The organism is Pontibacter sp. LHS2 (genome assembly GCF_058932845.1).
Window position 1 is genome coordinate 292995 of sequence record NZ_JBZYWG010000004.1, and the last position, 18023, is coordinate 311017.

Here is an 18023-nt window from a genome sequence, read left to right on the forward strand (position 1 = left end):
AATCCTGAATACATGTTTCCAGAATACGATATCATAGTTGTAGGTGCAGGTCATGCTGGTTGTGAAGCCGCAGCTGCAGCTGCCAAAATGGGATCAAAAGTCCTATTGGCGACCATGAACATGAATACTATTGCACAAATGTCTTGCAACCCAGCCATGGGGGGTGTAGCAAAAGGACAAATTGTGCGCGAAGTTGATGCATTGGGTGGCATGAGTGGTATCATCACAGATGAGACCATGATCCAATTCCGCATGCTCAACAAATCAAAAGGTCCTGCCATGTGGAGTCCACGTGCCCAGAGTGATCGTATGCGATTTGCCGAAGCTTGGCGCCTGACACTAGAGCAAACCGAGAACGTAGACTTCTGGCAAGAGATGGTGACCGGTATAGAAGTAGAGGATGAGAGGGCCGTTGGTGTGCGCACAAGCTTGGGGATAACTATACGTGGAAAGGCCGTTATCTTAACGAATGGCACTTTTTTGAATGGTATTATCCACATCGGTGATAAGCAAATGGGTGGTGGCCGATCAGCCGAGAAATCAGCAAAAGGTATAACCGAACAGCTGATCCAATTAGGCTTTGAGGCAGGACGCATGAAGACTGGTACACCTCCACGTGTGGATGGCCGTTCGCTAGATTATAGCCGCATGGAAGAACAGTTTGGAGATGCGAACCCTTCTAAGTTCTCTTATACCGAAACTACACCACTAGCACAGCAGCGCAGTTGCTATATCACTTATACCAATTCCGAAGTACACGAGATTCTGAAGACAGGCTTCGAAAAATCACCAATGTTCCAAGGCCGTATTCAGGGATTAGGACCTCGCTATTGTCCTTCCATTGAAGACAAGATCAACCGCTTTGCAGACCGTGACCGCCATCAGATTTTTGTGGAGCCGGAAGGGTGGAACACAGTAGAAGTATATGTGAATGGATTCTCCAGTTCATTGCCAGAAGATGTGCAGTTAAAAGCACTGCGTAAGATCGTGGGATTTGAGAACGCTAAGATGTTCCGCCCAGGATACGCTATCGAGTACGACTTCTTCCCACCAACTCAGTTGAACCTGACCTTGGAAACAAAGCTGGTGCAAAACCTATACTTTGCTGGTCAGATAAACGGAACGACAGGGTACGAGGAGGCAGCTTGTCAAGGATTGATGGCAGGTATAAATGCGCATAACAAGATAAATGAGAAGGCGCCGTTTATACTGAAGCGTTCTGAAGCTTACATCGGTGTACTGATTGACGACTTAGTAAACAAAGGTACAGATGAACCTTATCGTATGTTTACTTCACGGGCTGAACACCGTATTCTACTACGTCAGGATAATGCCGATATCCGACTGACAAAGCTAGGATACGAACTTGGATTAGCTGACGAAAGTAGACTGGCCGCTGTGGATAAGAAGAAAACTGAAACAGCTGAAATAATCGCTTACTTAAATAATAAGCCGATTGAGCCAGGAGATATCAACAACATGTTGGACCAACTGGGCTCAGCTCCAATAGTTGAGAAGCAACGAGCAGGACAACTGATCAAGCGACCCAATATTGACATTAAACACATAGCAGAAGCTATACCGTCAGTGCGGGAATATCTAAGCAAGTTTCAAACTGATAGTGTAGAACAAGCTGAAATTGCAGTGAAGTATGAGAGTTACATCGAGAAAGAGCACACAATGGCTGCTAAGATGGGCGAACTCGAAAACTATAACATCAAAGAGAAAATAGACTACCGCAACATACCTGCCTTGTCGGCAGAGGCACGTGAGAAATTGCTGCGCGTACAGCCTGAAACAATCGGACAGGCATCGCGCATCAGTGGTGTGTCACCAGCCGACATTTCGGTACTAATGGTATACCTTGGAAAATAAATGAGCTACGAAAGACTGGAGCAATGCCCAATATGTGGCAAAGAAGAATTTAAAAACTTCCTGGTAGTAACAGACAATGCAGTCTCGAAAGAGAGCTTCGTAATTGTGGAGTGTGAAAACTGCACTTTCAAATTCACGAACCCGCGGCCTGATGCTGCCAGTATTGATAAGTATTACGAATCTGAAGAATACATATCGCACAGCAACATTAAGACAGGCATTATCAACAGGGCCTATCATGTGGTGCGCTCCATCACAACGAAGCAAAAAGTAGAACTTATAAACAGACACGCTCCTGCAAAAGGGGCTATACTGGATTATGGTTGTGGAACGGGTGTCTTCCTGAATGCCTGCAAAAATGACGGCTGGGAAATAAGAGGAGTAGAGCCCAACATTCGTGCTCGGGAAGAAGCTTCCTCTCTTACAGGCGAAATTATTGCTAAAGAGCTCGGAGAAATTACCGGAGAGAAGTTCGAGGTTATAACCATGTGGCATGTATTAGAGCATATCCATACCTTAAACGAAACGATCGCAGAGCTTATAAGCCTGTTACAAGAGGATGGTACCCTGATCATAGCTGTTCCAAATGCTGACTCACACGACGCGCAGCAGTATAAAGCAGACTGGGCCGCCTATGATGTTCCGCGCCACTTGTACCATTTCACACAACCAACCATGAAGCGATTCCTCAAGAAGCACAAGATGCAACTAAAGGAAGTGCTGCCGATGAAATTTGATGCTTACTATGTGAGCATGCTGAGCGAAAAGCAAAGGGAAGGAAAGACAAAAATGATCAGCAGTGTGGTGAATGGGTTTAAGTCTAATAGCTATGCAGAGAAAAATGGCAATGATTATTCAAGCCTTATCTTTGTGGCAAAAAGAAAATAAGCATCATCAAACAGTGTTAATAAATAAGAACAAGGCAAGCGAAAGTTTGCCTGTTTTTCATTTAAACAAATAGTAAATGAAAATTGTCAACAACATTTTGCTCGCTGCTGCACTCTTAACAATAGCATCGTGTGCGAGTATAAATAACCCGGAAGGGGGACCAAAGGACGAAGAAGCACCGGAACTACTGAACAGTAACCCGAAACCCAAGGAACTTAATGTAACTACCCGTACCATCACCCTGGATTTCAATGAGGAAGTTCAACAGAACAACCTGCAAAAAGAGTTGCTGATCACGCCTTTCACTGACAATAAGTACCAGGTAAGATCAAGCCGCACCAGGATGGAATTAGTGTTCGAGCAACCTCTGGAGGAGAATACAACCTATACCTTAAATTTTAGAAAAGGTATTCAGGATATAACTGAAAAGAATATAGCGGAAGGACTGTCGCTGACATTTAGCACAGGTAATTTTATCGACTCCAGCAGAGTGAGCGGACAAGTCGTAAAGCTCCTGACACAGCAACCTGAAAAGGAGGCAGTGGTAGCGCTATACCCAACTAATGATACACTCAGCATCAGAAAAAGCAGACCTTATTATCAAACTCAAACAAATGCAAATGGGGAGTTTACCTTCGAGAACATAAAGGATGGCGAGTATAGGATCTATGCGCTGACAGATAAAAATAACAACTCTCTTTATGATAATGAAGATGAATGGATCGCTTACAAAGGAGAGCCTATACGCGTCACAAGTAAAGAACAGGAAGTCATATTGCAAACAGTACGTATCGATACAAAACGTCCGATCCTACAGCGAAGAGAAAGGTATACAGACCGTTTCGTAGCAAACTATAACGAAGGCATAGAATCGTTTTCAGCAAGACCGGTTAATTCTCCGAAAGACTCATTAGTTTATAAAATATCAACTGACGGCAAGATAGTGGATCTGTTTGGTGATAGTCGTTTCACTGGAGGAAGAGCCATTTTCACTGCGTTGGATTCAGCAGCCAATCGTACGGTAGATACGGTGCAAATTGCGTTTGAAGGAAAGCGAGCACAGCGTGTAAATGGAGTAAGACTGAAGGTAAATGGCGCTAACACCAATAACACCATCAGTGAAGGGCAAAGGGTCACTATAGAATTGGAAACACCCGTAAGAATTCAATCAAAGGAACCTGTGAGATTACAGGCAGATAGTATAGAAGTAGCCAGACTGACATACCCAGGGCAGGTATCATTAGATCGAACAGCAACGGAATTAAGCTTTGTAATGCCTAAATGGACTAACTCAAATCGGCAGGCAACAATCATATTGGATAGCGCAGGTATAGTACCGGTGCAGGGTGAACAATTCAGCAAACCACCTATGCAGATAACAGTATCAGAAGCACGCGGCGCTGGAAGTCTCAGAGGCGCTGTAAAAACCCAGCAGGCAAACTACATCGTTCAATTGATAGACAACCAGTATAAAGTAAAGCAGCAAGTGCGCAATGCGAAAACATTTAACTTCCGAAACATTGAGCCAGGAACTTACTTCATTCGGGTAATACTGGATGCCAACAACAACGGCAAATGGGATGGAGGAGATCCAGAACTGATAAGAGAACCAGAGCAGGTATACCTGCATGACAAGTCACTTGAGATCCGGGCAAATTGGGAAATGGAAGAGAATGTAGAATTTTAGTAAATCAGAAGGGGGCTAAAATAGCCCCCTTTTTTAATGCTTAATCTGAATTGGAAGGCCTGATATTCCGTGGATAAAACTTAAACTGAAATAGCAACAAACTACTCCAAGGCCAATAAACAGAAATTTTGTCTACACACAAGCAGCCCAATTATTCAGTCATGCTAACAAATAGGCATGTCGAAAAATAAGACAAGAAGTGACTTAAAAGATGAAGTAGGTATAACGGTATAAGAAGTTGTTGATGCCTAATATGACTTCATGAAATAGAAGAGAAGATAGGGTAGGGTATAGCTACGATTCACTTAATCTCGATAGAAGAAACCACCAAAATTAAAACAAGGATGATTGTGAAAACGATCGATGGATAAACGTTACTTGTAGGAGAAGGAAGTAGCCCGTTATTTGGTACAAGGCCAATCAGGCATGGAAAGTAAAAACTAAGTAATAAGATGTAAACGAAAAAGCAGCTAGACTACTAGGGAATAAATGGCAGCTTCCTGTACTTCATACATACTTCCCTAAAAGAACTTAATACGTGACGTCATACTCTAGAATAAGCTAACCATACCTGAAGAAACTAAAAGGTATAAAAGCAAACACGTAAGGGGCTGTTTCTTTACTGCCAATTTGAAAAGGAGGTATGCGCAAGATCCGATAAGCACTTGAAGAATCAACTAAGCCCCCCAAGCTACATCCCTTCCAAAAGTCTAAATCCTCCGAAATAAACATTGGAGTTACCAAATCAAAAAATCCTGAAAAGCGACTTAACCAGCCAGTAAATTAGAGGTGCACCTAACAAGGTAAGTTCCTGCAAGAATTAATAGGTTTAGAGGATTGCTATCTGAAAGATTCAGTGAAATCGTTAGGATTAAACCGAATACTGACTTGCTGTATACCTACCAATAGAGGGAGAGTGCGATTCGAATACAGAACCTATAAGACAGTATTTCCAGAAAAGCATACCCCGAAACACATCCAGCCATAAGAGCTTAAACTGAATCGATAAGTAAACTCAATAGGATGACAGACTCTGCAGAAGATAATGCATCAACCTACATTAAGAGTAATGGTGTTTCAAATCATATTCATGTTCCTCAGAAATGACTAATAAAAAAGGTTAGTACTTCACAGCCCACGGTTATTCCATCTTACAGACAACGTTTATCTATTCACTAAAACTCAAGACTCACTGTCTGTTGTCTTCCATCATTCATTCTCTATCGTAGTACAGAAACCCTGTGGAACAGCTATACTTTAAGGAAGTGCTGAACATTACAAATAATCCGGCAGAACTTCCGTAATAGAAAGAATCCAATGGATTGGAGCGCAGAAAAAGCTCCTAAATAATGAAATCAGAAAACCTGTTCAGAAATCCACAAAAAGAGTGGGTATAAATGTGGACAAGTGTGGAGCAATCCTGATAACTCAACTGGTGAATGTATCACAGGTATAACAAAAGGGCTGTGGAACACACAAAAAGTGGAAAGCGGTTAACAAAGGTATACCCAAAAATAGCTTTTCCACGGTGATACCTGAATGTGAAAAAAGTAATGCACATAGAATGGGCAAAAGTGGAAAAAGCAGTTAAGTGATTGAGAGATAAAAATTAACAGGAAAATAAAATGTGGGTAGTCAGGTGTACATACCAGGTATAGGAAATGAAAATGGGGACAAGTTCAGATGTTCCACACTTATCAACTTATAAACAGCCTTAATGATGAAAGAAGATTTATTTAAAGATTCATCTAATTAAAATTAATAAGGTCAGGTAAGATGTGGAAAGCTGGATAAGTCGGCCCAAAAAAGAGAAAGGAGCAGGATGAAAAGAAGGAAAAGGGCCGCCGCCGAAAAAGGCTAAAAAAATAAAAGCCTATATTTATAAGGAGAAAAAGAGAACGCTAACATAAAACTATGACATTACTTCTAAAGCTGGTGCCTCCATTTGAGGATCCGGTGTTGATCTTTACGTTGGTGCTGCTGATCATATTGATTGCTCCCATCATACTGAACAAGCTGCGCATACCTGGTATAGTTGGTCTCATACTGGCGGGAGTTCTTGTAGGGCCAAACGGATTCAATCTGCTACTCCGTGATTCGAGCATAATCCTCTTCGGAACAGTGGGAATACTATACATCATGTTCTTAGCTGGATTGGAGATGGATATGGTTGGCTTTAAAAAAACCAAAATGAGAAGCATCGTGTATGGTGCCCTTACCTTTCTCATTCCAGTCTTATCAGGAACGGTACTGTTTTTTTATGGGTATGACTACCAGATAAATTCAGCAGTACTGCTCTCATGCATGTTTGCGTCCCATACCTTATTGGCATATCCTATAGTAAGTAAAATGGGTCTTACGAAAAACGAGGCAGTAACAGTAACGATAGGGGGCACCATCATCACTGATACAGCTGTACTATTGGTACTAGCAGTAGTGGCAGGCGTGGCGCAAGGAAACATAGGTATAGGGTATTGGATCCAATTGATGGTCTCCCTATCTATATTCGTAGCTATCGTCGTTTTTGTATTCCCGATGATAGCGAAGTGGTTTTTTAAGCAGATAGAAAGCGAAAAAGGAGCGCAATTCATATTTGTACTAACCCTTGTGTTTGCAGCAGCATTTCTGGCTGAACTGGCGGGAGTAGAAGCTATATTAGGAGCCTTCTTGGCAGGGCTGGCTTTAAACCAACTTATTCCGCATACTTCGGCATTGATGAACAGGCTGGAGTTTGTAGGCAATAACATCTTTGTTCCGTTCTTCCTGATAAGTGTAGGGATGCTAGTTGATGTTAGTGTTCTGTTTGAGGGTGTAGAAACCATCATGATGGCAGTTGTCATCATAGTGCTGGCATTAGCAACCAAATGGCTGCCGGCATACATTACCCAAAAGCTGTATGGCTATACCAAAACGCAACGGAATTTGATGTTCGGGTTAAGTACGGCAAGAGCAGCTGCCACACTAGCCGTAATCCTGGTTGGCTACGAACTAGGTATCATTGGAGAAACCGCGCTCAACCTGACGATTGTATTGATATTAGCCACTTCCCTCAGCAGTTCTTTCATTACGGAAAAAGCTGCACGTGTTCTGGCAATCATTGAAAGCCGAAGGAGACCGGATCTTAGCGAAAAGCCAGATCGTATTATGGTACCGATAGCAAACCCCAAAACATTGGAGAACTTGGTAGACCTGGCTATCATGTTAAAGAATCCACAGTATCATGAACCGATCTACCCTCTGGCAGTGGTCATAGACAATGAACATGCGGAAGAGGAAATCTATAAGAAAAACAAAATGCTGCAGGAGGCCATTAAACATGCCTCAGCAACTGATCACGACGTACAGCTAGTATCCAAGATTGATATAAACGTAGCCAGTGGCATACTGCGGGCCATTAAGGAACTGATGATCACTGAGGTGGTACTCGGGTGGAATGCCAAGATAACCACCCGCGACAGAATTTTCGGTACTGTGCTGGACAACCTGCTTAAGAACACTGAACAAATGATTCAGGTATGTAAGATTGTGCAGCCGCTCAACACGACAAACAGAATTGTAGTGATCGTGCCAGCCAACGCTGAGTTGGAGAGAGGCTTCCTGCGCTGGATACGCTCCGTGAAGCTGTTATCATTGCAACTAGGGGCAAGAGTGGTGTTTATGGCAGGCAGAAGAACTTTAAACAGGCTAAAGGCAGAAGTAAAGGCTAATAAGCCGGCCATAGATGCCGAGTTCTTGCCACGACCAACTATGAGCGAGTTTGAGAATAATCAGACAGGTATAGGCAAAGACGATATGGTCATGGTGATTTCAGCACGCAAAGGAACCGTGTCTTATATCAGTGAATTGGATATTGTACCTCGTATACTGTCCAGAAACTACAAGGAAAACAGCTTTATCATAACATATCCGGAGCAGTACCCTGTGCTGTATGAGGACGACCAATTTAACATGACAAGCTTAACAGACGACACAAGGGCACGCAATGAGCTTTAACTACGAACTGGACTTTAAAAAAACCGATTTCAGGAAAAACCCGGAGCTATACCGTATAGGAAAAGGAGAGCAGGGTGTATTGTTAGTGGAGCCCTATAAGTCGGAGATCCTGCCGCATTGGCGCTTTAAAACGCCTGAGATCGCACAGGAGTCATCAGAGCATATCTACGGGCTATTTTTGGATTACCTGCGTCAGAACGACTTTGTAGGCGCTGATATGGCACGTAAGTTTTTGCAGATGGGGTATACGCGCTCCCGGCGCTATGCCAACCACCGAACCGGGCAAAAGTATAAAGGCCCCGTACCAGATGATAAAAAAGGCCAGAGTGGTGCTCACGGTCGCGACCAGTTGCCGCTGGATCCTGACCCGGTGAAAGCTGAGTCAGCGCGTATATTCAAAATGAAATGGGATGAGGCAAAAGAGAATGAAACGTATAAGCAACTGATGGCCGAGTTCAGGTCAAAATACGAATCCTAAAAAATTAAAAGACGATTATAGCGTTTAACCTTTTAATTCCGAAATTAGTAAATCACATATCTTTGCATACAAGATAAAACGAGAGAGCAACATGGTTAACAAAGAAATCAGGTTAGGCAAAGGGCTTGGAAAGATCAAGTTTGGCCTTACAATGGAAGAAGTAGAGCAACTACTAGGCGAACCTGAAGAGATTGAAGAGTCTGATGAAGAAGATGAGTTTGAGCATCAAGCCTGGAACTATTGGGAAGAGGGGTACTCCCTTTACTTTGACAAAGAAGATGATTACAAACTGAGCTGCATCGAAACAGCGAACCGCGACGTGAAGCTGTGGGAAGAGCGTATTTTCGAAATGAGCCAGGATCAACTGAAACGGCTTTTCGCAGATCACGGCTACGAAGACATAGAAGAAGAGGAAATGGAAACAGGTGAAACCCGCATTTCTTATGAAAAGGAAATGATCGACCTGTATTTCGACGAAGATCAACTGATCGCTGTAAACTTCGGTGTGTTCATCAACGACAACCTGGAAGTAGTTTGGCCAGAATAACAAGCAAACAGTATTTCTACATAATCCCGGTTTCTGCAAAGGAGTCGGGATTTTTTTATTGTGATGGATGAATGATAACCTAAATCGCTATTTCTGGAATGGAGATTATAAACTAAAATATGCTGATGCTATACCTGATAGTAGAGCGATTTGAGATTTATTGAGAACAACGTCACAGAAGAGGGCAGGATGAAATCAAATCAGCGATGATGATCAGACCGGTCACTTGCTAACAAATCAAAGCGTGGAAAAGGATTTCATTATGTCCTCTACAGCGTTAAGGAAGGCACTTTGAAGAATTATTATACACAGCTAATTCCAGGCTAAAAACAAAAAGGCCCGACGCATGCCGGGCCTTTTCTATAGTGAAGTAGGTATAGCCTATTCGAAGAAGAAATTCATGATCTCCTGCTGAATAACCGGGTTAATGGCGATGGCCATGATAACCGAGATAACCAAACCAATTGTCACAGATAAAATATCTTTCCCGATCAGGTTGAAAGTCTTGGCCAGTTTAGTGCTGCCTTCATGTGCTCTGATGCGCATACCTAACTCGCGGCCTGCCAGCAAACCGATGAACACCCAGGTAGTACTCATTGGCATGTTATTGAGCTCTTTAAAGAAATAGAGGATGATAGCGTAAACCAGGTCAATGATCGTGGCGCTGCGTACGTCACGCACATCTGATTTTTCGTTGATGATCTCCTGTATTTTCTCTCCTTTCTTGAAGAAAAGGAAGCCCATACCTAAGAAGATAAAGCCTGCAAAAGCGGCAAACTCCCAGACGTTGAGCGAGCGCGGCAGGTACACGGCTACGTTTGCCAGGTCTTGCGCCAGCCAGGTATGCCACAGGAAACCGGATACAACCCACTGTGCTACCGTCCAGAAGCTATGGGCCTCGCCCTTCACAAAACGCTTGATCACCTTTGATAATGCAAGGTATAAAAGAAGCGCCGTGCCAAAAGCAGCAACATAACCCAATAAACTCTTCTCAATCATGCCCACAATGGCACCCGAGCTTACCGTGAACACACTCAGGAGCATGAAGGTAGTAGAAACAGGTATACGGAAGCGGGTAAGGAGCAAGAGGATAATAGGTGCGGCCAGCTGCAGGAACACAAAGTTATCAGGTGTCTGGTCAAATCCCTTAGAGGCTAGGCGCTGGTAGGTTACGTCACCGTCAAACATGTACCAGCTGTAGAATACAGTAGCTAAGAAAATAGCGCCCATGAAGAGCCACTGCCAGTACCAGGCACGTTTTTCATTTGAGATAATGAAGGTACCGATGGTCTGAATACTATCGTTCGCGATAGCCGAGTAAGCGGCAAACAGGAAACCCACCCACATCGCGATCGATGCATATGGATAGACAATACCGGCGACAATAAAGGAGAAAGCAATGAAGTAAAGGAATCTCTTTTCTTTTTGGAAAAGCACATCCAGCAAGCTGAAACGCTTCCTGAACTTGTAAGGCTGGGTAGGAACAACTGGTTTTTTACCCTTTTTAGTCTTAGCCATTTTATAGAATTGGGTGAGTTTTACAAAAACGACGCAAGTTATTACAAATTGGGCGGTAGGTTAATCTATCCAATGTTAAGAAATTATTAACAGATGTTGCCTTATACCTTTCCGGATTGTTAGAGTTATAAAATTTTATAAAAGAGTAAAATATACGATGTTTTATATACTCTAAAATCTATAAATCGCGTATGGCAAAATCACACCTTAATGTTCTATCTTTGCAACATGGCGACACAAGAGAAAACCCCTGTAGAAAACGCACAATTGAAAGATATCATCTCGCACGCAAAGGAATACGGCTTCGTATTTCCGTCTAGCGAGATATACGATGGTCTGCAAGCCGTGTACGATTACGGCCAGATGGGCGTAGAGCTGAAGAATAACCTCAAAAACCTGTGGTGGAAGTCCATGACGCAGCTGCACCAGAACGTGGTAGGTATAGACGCCGCCATTTTCATGCACCCGCATACCTGGAAAGCCTCCGGTCACGTGGACAGCTTCAACGACCCGATGATCGACAACAAGGACTCGAAGAAGCGCTACCGTGCCGACGTGCTGATAGAAGAGAAAGCCGCCCAGTACGAAGCTGACGGTCACTATGACAAAGCCAGTGAACTGTTAGTAGAGATGGGCAAACTGCTGGGCGCTGAGGAACTGGACGCCGTGCGTGAGTTGATCATCCGTGAAGACATTAAATGCCCGATCTCCGGTACTACCAACTGGACCGAAGTGCGTCAGTTCAACCTGATGTTCTCGACGCAGGTAGGTTCTGTGGCCGAAGACTCGAGCACCATTTACCTGCGCCCTGAAACGGCTCAGGGTATATTCGTGAACTTCCTGAACGTGCAGAAGACCGGCCGCATGAAGGTGCCGTTTGGTATCGCGCAAATCGGTAAGGCATTCCGTAACGAGATTGTAGCCCGTCAGTTCATCTTCCGCATGCGGGAGTTTGAGCAGATGGAAATGCAGTTCTTCGTACGCCCTGGCACCGAGATGGAGTGGTACAACCAGTGGAAGGAAGCTCGTAAGAAGTGGCATCAGGCCATCGGTATACCTGCCGACAGTCTGCGTTACCACGACCACGAGAAGCTGGCTCACTATGCCAACGCCGCCGTGGACATTGAATTCAAGTTCCCGTTCGGTTTCAAGGAAGTAGAAGGTATACACTCTCGCACTGACTTCGACCTGACACAGCACCAGGAGCTGAGCCGCAAGAAAATGCAGTACTTCGACAACGACCTGAACGATGACGGCAAACCATACGGTAACTACATTCCGTACGTGGTGGAAACATCCGTAGGAGCTGACCGCCTGTTCCTGATGACCCTGTGCAGCGCCTATACCGAAGAAGAAATCACCGAAGGCGATTCTACCAAGAGCCGTACTTTCCTGAAGTTCCACCCGGCACTGGCTCCTGTAAAGGCCGCTATCCTGCCACTCACGAAGAAAGATGGCTTGCCAGAGAAAGCGACCGAGATCTTCAACTCGCTGCGTTACGACTTCAACATGATTTACGAAGAGCGTGACTCCATTGGCAAGCGCTATACCCGTCAGGACCTCATCGGTACGCCGTTCTGTATCGCCGTAGACCACCAAACATTGGAGGACAACACGGTAACCGTACGCGACCGCGACTCAAGAGAGCAGGTACGTATGCCGATCAGTGAACTGCACAGCTACATTGACAAAGCCGTAAACTTCAAGAGCATATTTGAGAAGCTGGCCTAAGCATCAGGATCTCTAGTTATAGAAAGGCGGTATTGCTTCGGCAGTACCGCCTTTTTTGTTTTATGCTGTCTGATATCTAACATAAAGCATGTGGAGAAATACCTGAAACTTTGTGAGATCTAACTTGTTAGTCAGATCATAAATCAAAGAATAGCAATAGATTGGTTGTTGTTGGCTTTGTTCTAACAGGTACATTAATCCACAGTATCTGGCGCACTATATGCGCGAGCTTTTGTGTTTTTTTATTATATTCAAGATTCATCCACCCTATTCGTACATGAGATTATTCTTATTGATGTGGCTGATTGTCTCGTCAGCTTTTGTAACGGCATTTGCTCAACCCGATACTACCTTCACTAAACCTGCCGGAGCCCCGGTTATCTTACACCGCGACACACTGTTTGTGCTTTATAACCCGGTAGGCTCCTTTACCAAAGAAGAGCGTGCCGAAGCCATTAGCAGACGTATCCGGATATTGGCAGAAGACCGTTTTTTCAAAGCTGATTCTATAAAGGTGCTGGAGAATGCGCTGTCAGCAGATGTGCTGTATGCAGACAGAGTACTGATGAGTGTCACGGAAGCAGACGCTAGTCTAGCGGATAAGTCACGCATGGAGTTAGCCGAGATTTACGCAACCAATATCAGGAGAAGCGTCAAGACGTTTTCAGAACAGTACAGTCTTCGTGAAATTCTGACCGAAATAGGCCTGGCACTGCTTGTGCTGGTAGTATTCTTCCTGCTGATCAAGTATGTAAACAAGCTATTCGGATACATTTTCCTTAAAATTGAAGAACAGCAGGACAAACGAATTAAAGGTCTAAAGGTGAGAAATTACGAACTGCTCACACCGGAGCGGGAGGTAGGCCTTGTGCTTACGGCCATGAAGTTTGTAAGACTTATCGTGATCTTCATGATGGTGTACTTCCTGCTGCCTGTGCTCTTCAGTATTTTTCCCTGGACAGAAGGTTATGCTGATACGCTGCTACTCTATATATTGAATCCGCTCCGCAAGATTGGGTTAGGCTTTCTTAGCTACATTCCTAACATGCTGACAATACTGGTAATTGTTGTGGTGACGCATTATACCGTCAAGCTGTTCCGTTTCCTGTCAGATGAAGTAGAGAGTGGCAAACTTGAAATACCGGGCTTTTATGCCGACTGGGCCAAGCCTACTTATAACATTGTGCGCTTTCTGCTCTATGCGTTCATGTTCATTGTCATCTTCCCATACCTGCCAGGCTCGAGTTCTCCCGTTTTTCAGGGTGTTTCAGTATTCATCGGTATTCTTTTCTCATTAGGTTCATCGTCTGCTATCGCAAACATGGTGGCAGGTATGGTGCTTACCTATATGCGCTCGTTCAGGATAGGGGATAGAATTAAGATAAATGACATCACAGGTGATGTGATAGAGAAAACGCTTTTAGTGACGCGCATCCGGACGATTAAGAATGAAGATATCACGATCCCGAATGCTATGATCTTAACTAACCATACTACTAACTATACGAACTGCTGCAGCGAACAAAACAAAGGACTTATACTCAATACCACGGTCACGATCGGTTATGATGTACCATGGGCAAAAGTGCACCAGGCTCTAATTGATGCCGCTTTAGCAGTACCTATGATCTTGCGAGAACCCAAACCATTCGTACTGCAAACCAGTCTTGATGATTTCTATGTGAGCTATCAACTGAATGCCTATACCCGCAATGCAGGAAGTATGGCCGTTATCTATTCTAATATCCATCAGCATATACAGGATAAATTCAATGAAAGAGGTATAGAGATCCTCTCGCCACATTATCGCGCACAGCGGGACGGAAACATGGTGACTATACCTGAAAATTACCTGCCATCCGATTACCAAGCACCAGTTTTTCGCATGCAACAGGTACAACAGGCCGCTCAAGTAGAGAACTAATTTGTCCTGAACACACTGAAAGTTTGTTACTTATGTTAAGTAGAAGTATCTTATAAAGGTATAGGTAGGGTGAACTGATGTGGATTAAGCTACTCAAGTTACTGCTTTATATGACGTAAGATATTGATTCATAATTTGTTGAGAATTAGGATTTGGTGGGTTTATGCACAAGGAGACTAGCGAAGATGTATGTCAACAGTAAAGCTGTTAATTGATGCACATCCTGTGTTGGAAAGCAAGATTACCAACAGTGCATAAACTGTCAATCGGTAATCTGTAAGTGATTACAATTGATTCAATAACAAACTGTAGGATCTACCAGTTATAAACACAGTAGTATGCTATTCAGAAAGGACAAGACACATTGATTGAAGTATTGCATGCTGCATTGCAAGTTTCAAACTTAAAACCAAAAGCTATGGCAAACACATCAAAATCGAAAAGCAGCTCAGAAAAGGACCCGTGTTGGAAAGGCTACGAGCAAGTGGGAATGAAGGAAAAGGATGGAAAGCAGGTACCGAACTGTGTGCCCGAAAACAAATCGTCTAACTCTTCGTCTTCTTCCAATAAGAAGAAATAAATCAGATTAATAATGTAGAGAAAGCCCTTGTATACACGATAAGGGCTTTTTTGTGTTCCATTCTTCTCTTCTGTCATCCTGTAAGGAACTTGGTAGTACATAGTGACAGCTTAAACTCCCAGCAACCAAGTTTCTTTACAGAATGACAGAATTTCTAAGCCCTTTTTAAAGTAACCTTCCTCTACATTAGCATTCCCATAACTGCACTTCCCATTCAAATCTTACAATCAGGCATTAAGGGCAGCATACCCTTAATACAAGCTCCCGGAAAAATTAAAATTCCTTACCTTTGCGGCATCAAAGGGGACCATGTGGAATAAGATTGCCATTTTCATTATCAAAAACAGGCTGAGACTGCTCATCCTGTTAGCGTTGCTTACTGCGTTTATGGGTTATCAGGCCAAAGACGCAGAAATGTCGTACGACTTCGCCAATGTTGTGTCGCCGGATGACCCGGACATGGTATACTTCCAGCGATTTAAAGAGACATTCGGCGAGGATGGCAACATTCTCGTGGTGGGTATGCAAAGCACCAAGGCCTACAAACTAGAGAACTTCCAGAAGCTCAAATCCCTTTCGGACCAGCTGAACACAGTAGAAGGAGTTAAGGCGGTTATCTCGCTGCCCAACCTGATACAGGTCGTAAAGGACACCGCCGACCGCAAGTTCACTACGGCCCCCATCTTCAACCCCATGCCCCAGACCCAAGCGCAACTCGACAGCATGCTGCGGGTGATGCGTAGTCAGGTCTTCTATGATGGCCAAATCATTAACCAAAAGACGGGAGCTACTTTGCTGGCCGTGACCGTTGACCCCGCCTACCTGAACTCGGCCCGCCGCGTGAAGGTGATGGATGACGTGATGGCCCATACCGAAGTCTTTTCCAAGGAGACAGGTATAAAGCTGCATTATGCGGGTCTGCCATTTGTGCGCGCGGTGATGACGACCAAGGTAGCTGCCGAAATGAAAATGTTTCTGGTGCTGGCCTTGCTGGTGACAGGCATCACACTCTTCATCTTCTTCCGCTCCTTCTACGCCGTTATCTTCCCACTCCTGATGATTAGCATGGTGGTGGTATGGGTGCTCGGCACGCTGGCGATACTGGACTACAAGATATCATTGCTCACTGGTCTTATACCTGCCATCTTGGTCGTGATAGGTATACCGAACACGACCTACCTGCTCACGCGCTACCATTACGACTACCGCCGGCACGGCAACAAAATAATGGCGCTGGCGCGGGTCATCAGCAAAATCGGGGTAGTGAATCTGGTAACGAACACGACGACTGCGATCGGCTTTATTGTGTTCACGTTCACGCATGTGGCCATTCTCTATGAGTTCGGTGTCGTGGCGGGCATCAACATCTTCGTGACGTATATCATCAGCATTGTGCTGATACCGGTGGTGTTCTCGTACCTGCCGCCCCCAACACCACGGCAGCTGCGCCACCTGGATGCCAAGCCGCTTAATAAGTTTCTGGAGTTCCTGGATTACATCGTGCACCACAAACGCCATCTGGTCTACTTCTTTACTATTGTCGCCTTGCTAGCTTCGTTCTGGGGAATCTATAAGGTGAAGACGGTCTCGTACATGGTCGACGACCTGCCGGCGGAGAGTAGCGTGAATGCCGACTTGGCGTTCTTTGAGCACCACTTTAGCGGGGTCATGCCACTTGAGATTATCGTGGACACCGGTATAAAGCAAGGTGTGATGCGGCTTCCCAACCTGAACAAGCTCAACCAGCTCGAAGACTTCCTGCGCACGCAGCCTATTTTGTCAGCGCCCATTTCTATCGTGGGACTAGTAAAGACAGCCACGCAGGCCTTCTATGAAGGCGACCCTAACTCTTACCGACTGCCAGACAATACCGAGCGCAACTTTGTGTTCAGTTATCTGGCCAAGCAAGACGGTGGCGACAACCAACGGCTCCTGCGCTCCTTCGTGGACAGCACCGGACAGACTGCCCGAATCTCCCTCAAAGTGGCAGACGCAGGTTCCAGAGAGCTCGACACATTGATCATCAGCAAAATAAAACCAGAGCTGCGCGACATCTACGGTGGCGAGGGCGTGACCGTGACGGAGGAGGGCAACACCATGACCTTTACCCGCGATGAGACAGGCGCTGAAACTAAGGTCAGTCTGACGGGTACAACGCTCCTGTTCATCAAAGGCAACGAATACTTAATCAACAACCTGCGCTCAAGTTTGCTGCTGGCCTTCGTGTTGGTAACTATTGTGATTGCTTTGTTGTTTAAATCGGCAAGGGTAGTGATTATCTCAGTGGTTCCCAACATGATACCGCTTTTGATAGCGGGCGGATTGATGGGGGTTTTCAACATACCGCTGAAACCGAGCACGGCACTGATTTTCAGTATTGCGCTAGGTATAGCCATTGATGACTCAATTCACTTTCTGGCTAAGTATAGGAGTGAGTTGCTGAGCAACGGGTTCCACGTGAGTCGCGCCATCACGACGAGTTTGACGGAGGCGGGCACGAGTATGATATACACGTCCATCATCCTGTTCTTCGGTTTTGTGATATTCGCCTTCTCTGAATTTGGCGGAACCAAGGCCTTGGGCGTGCTGATGTCGGTGAGTTTATTGATTGCATTATTCACAAACCTGATTATATTGCCAACTTTGCTGATGAGCTTTGATAGCGGCAAGTACAAGCGCGACCCGTACGCCCTGATAGAACACTACGACGAGTTTTATCTGGAGCACGAGGACGAGGAGCTTGACCTGAACCAGCTGAAGTTGAAATTACAAGACGAATTACCTGAAGAAGTAAGTGCTTAA

At 44.7% G+C, this 18023-nt stretch carries 11 protein-coding genes; 10 read left to right on the top strand and 1 reads right to left on the bottom strand.

The annotated features are described in order from the left end of the window. The first annotated feature begins 12 nt into the window (after positions 1-12). From mnmG to AC5FX6_RS19200, 6 genes are all read left to right on the top strand, one after another. A complete protein-coding gene (gene mnmG / locus AC5FX6_RS19175) occupies positions 13-1875 on the top strand; it encodes a tRNA uridine-5-carboxymethylaminomethyl(34) synthesis enzyme MnmG (protein WP_493598574.1) in 1863 nt (620 codons plus the stop codon). Beyond that, positions 1876-2763, top strand: a complete 888-nt coding sequence (locus AC5FX6_RS19180) for a class I SAM-dependent methyltransferase (RefSeq protein WP_493598575.1) — start codon at positions 1876-1878, stop codon at positions 2761-2763. Positions 2764-2839: 76 nt separating this feature from the next. Next, positions 2840-4450 (top strand): Ig-like domain-containing protein, encoded by a 1611-nt coding sequence (locus tag AC5FX6_RS19185; RefSeq protein WP_493598576.1) that lies wholly within the window; start codon positions 2840-2842, stop codon positions 4448-4450. A gap of 1914 nt (positions 4451-6364) precedes the next feature. After that, complete coding sequence (locus AC5FX6_RS19190) at positions 6365-8443, top strand: cation:proton antiporter domain-containing protein (RefSeq protein ID WP_493598577.1); 2079 nt, start codon at positions 6365-6367, stop codon at positions 8441-8443. Then, positions 8433-8921: a DUF4385 domain-containing protein gene (locus AC5FX6_RS19195; RefSeq protein ID WP_493598578.1), complete on the top strand. Its 489-nt coding sequence runs from the start codon at positions 8433-8435 to the stop codon at positions 8919-8921. Before AC5FX6_RS19190 ends, AC5FX6_RS19195 begins: the two co-directional genes overlap by 11 nt. Before the next feature lie 91 nt (positions 8922-9012). After that, entirely contained in the window at positions 9013-9468 is a 456-nt protein-coding gene (locus AC5FX6_RS19200; RefSeq protein ID WP_493598579.1) for a hypothetical protein, read from the top strand. A gap of 381 nt (positions 9469-9849) precedes the next feature. On the opposite strand, the gene AC5FX6_RS19205 is transcribed toward AC5FX6_RS19200, so the two are convergent. Beyond that, positions 9850-10986, bottom strand: coding sequence for a hypothetical protein (locus AC5FX6_RS19205; RefSeq protein WP_493598580.1), 1137 nt, complete (start codon positions 10984-10986; stop codon positions 9850-9852). A 228-nt stretch (positions 10987-11214) separates the two neighbouring features. Between AC5FX6_RS19205 and AC5FX6_RS19210 the strand changes: the two genes are divergently transcribed. The 4 genes from AC5FX6_RS19210 (at position 11215) to AC5FX6_RS19225 (ending at position 18023) form a co-directional block, all read left to right on the top strand. Next, positions 11215-12717 carry a glycine--tRNA ligase gene (locus AC5FX6_RS19210; protein ID WP_493598581.1) on the top strand — a complete coding sequence of 501 codons (1503 nt, stop codon included), beginning with the start codon at positions 11215-11217 and terminating at the stop codon, positions 12715-12717. A gap of 277 nt (positions 12718-12994) precedes the next feature. Next, positions 12995-14641 (top strand): mechanosensitive ion channel family protein, encoded by a 1647-nt coding sequence (locus AC5FX6_RS19215; protein ID WP_493598582.1) that lies wholly within the window; start codon positions 12995-12997, stop codon positions 14639-14641. A gap of 418 nt (positions 14642-15059) precedes the next feature. Continuing rightward, positions 15060-15221, top strand: coding sequence for a hypothetical protein (locus AC5FX6_RS19220; protein WP_493598583.1), 162 nt, complete (start codon positions 15060-15062; stop codon positions 15219-15221). 309 nt (positions 15222-15530) lie between these two features. Next, on the top strand, positions 15531-18023 hold the full coding sequence (locus AC5FX6_RS19225; RefSeq protein ID WP_493598584.1) for an efflux RND transporter permease subunit: 2493 nt from the start codon (positions 15531-15533) through the stop codon (positions 18021-18023).

What these genes read in the sequence shown, in the direction of transcription:
- AC5FX6_RS19195 (WP_493598578.1), top strand. Translation starts at nt 8,433, where the DNA reads ATGAGCTTTAACTACGAACTGGACTTTAAAAAAACCGATTTCAGGAAA.
- AC5FX6_RS19200 (WP_493598579.1), top strand. Translation starts at nt 9,013, where the DNA reads ATGGTTAACAAAGAAATCAGGTTAGGCAAAGGGCTTGGAAAGATCAAG.
- AC5FX6_RS19185 (WP_493598576.1), top strand. Translation starts at nt 2,840, where the DNA reads ATGAAAATTGTCAACAACATTTTGCTCGCTGCTGCACTCTTAACAATA.
- AC5FX6_RS19190 (WP_493598577.1), top strand. Translation starts at nt 6,365, where the DNA reads ATGACATTACTTCTAAAGCTGGTGCCTCCATTTGAGGATCCGGTGTTG.
- AC5FX6_RS19225 (WP_493598584.1), top strand. Translation starts at nt 15,531, where the DNA reads ATGTGGAATAAGATTGCCATTTTCATTATCAAAAACAGGCTGAGACTG.
- AC5FX6_RS19220 (WP_493598583.1), top strand. Translation starts at nt 15,060, where the DNA reads ATGGCAAACACATCAAAATCGAAAAGCAGCTCAGAAAAGGACCCGTGT.
- AC5FX6_RS19210 (WP_493598581.1), top strand. Translation starts at nt 11,215, where the DNA reads ATGGCGACACAAGAGAAAACCCCTGTAGAAAACGCACAATTGAAAGAT.
- AC5FX6_RS19205 (WP_493598580.1), bottom strand. Translation starts at nt 10,986, where the DNA reads ATGGCTAAGACTAAAAAGGGTAAAAAACCAGTTGTTCCTACCCAGCCT.
- mnmG (WP_493598574.1), top strand. Translation starts at nt 13, where the DNA reads ATGTTTCCAGAATACGATATCATAGTTGTAGGTGCAGGTCATGCTGGT.
- AC5FX6_RS19180 (WP_493598575.1), top strand. Translation starts at nt 1,876, where the DNA reads ATGAGCTACGAAAGACTGGAGCAATGCCCAATATGTGGCAAAGAAGAA.
- AC5FX6_RS19215 (WP_493598582.1), top strand. Translation starts at nt 12,995, where the DNA reads ATGAGATTATTCTTATTGATGTGGCTGATTGTCTCGTCAGCTTTTGTA.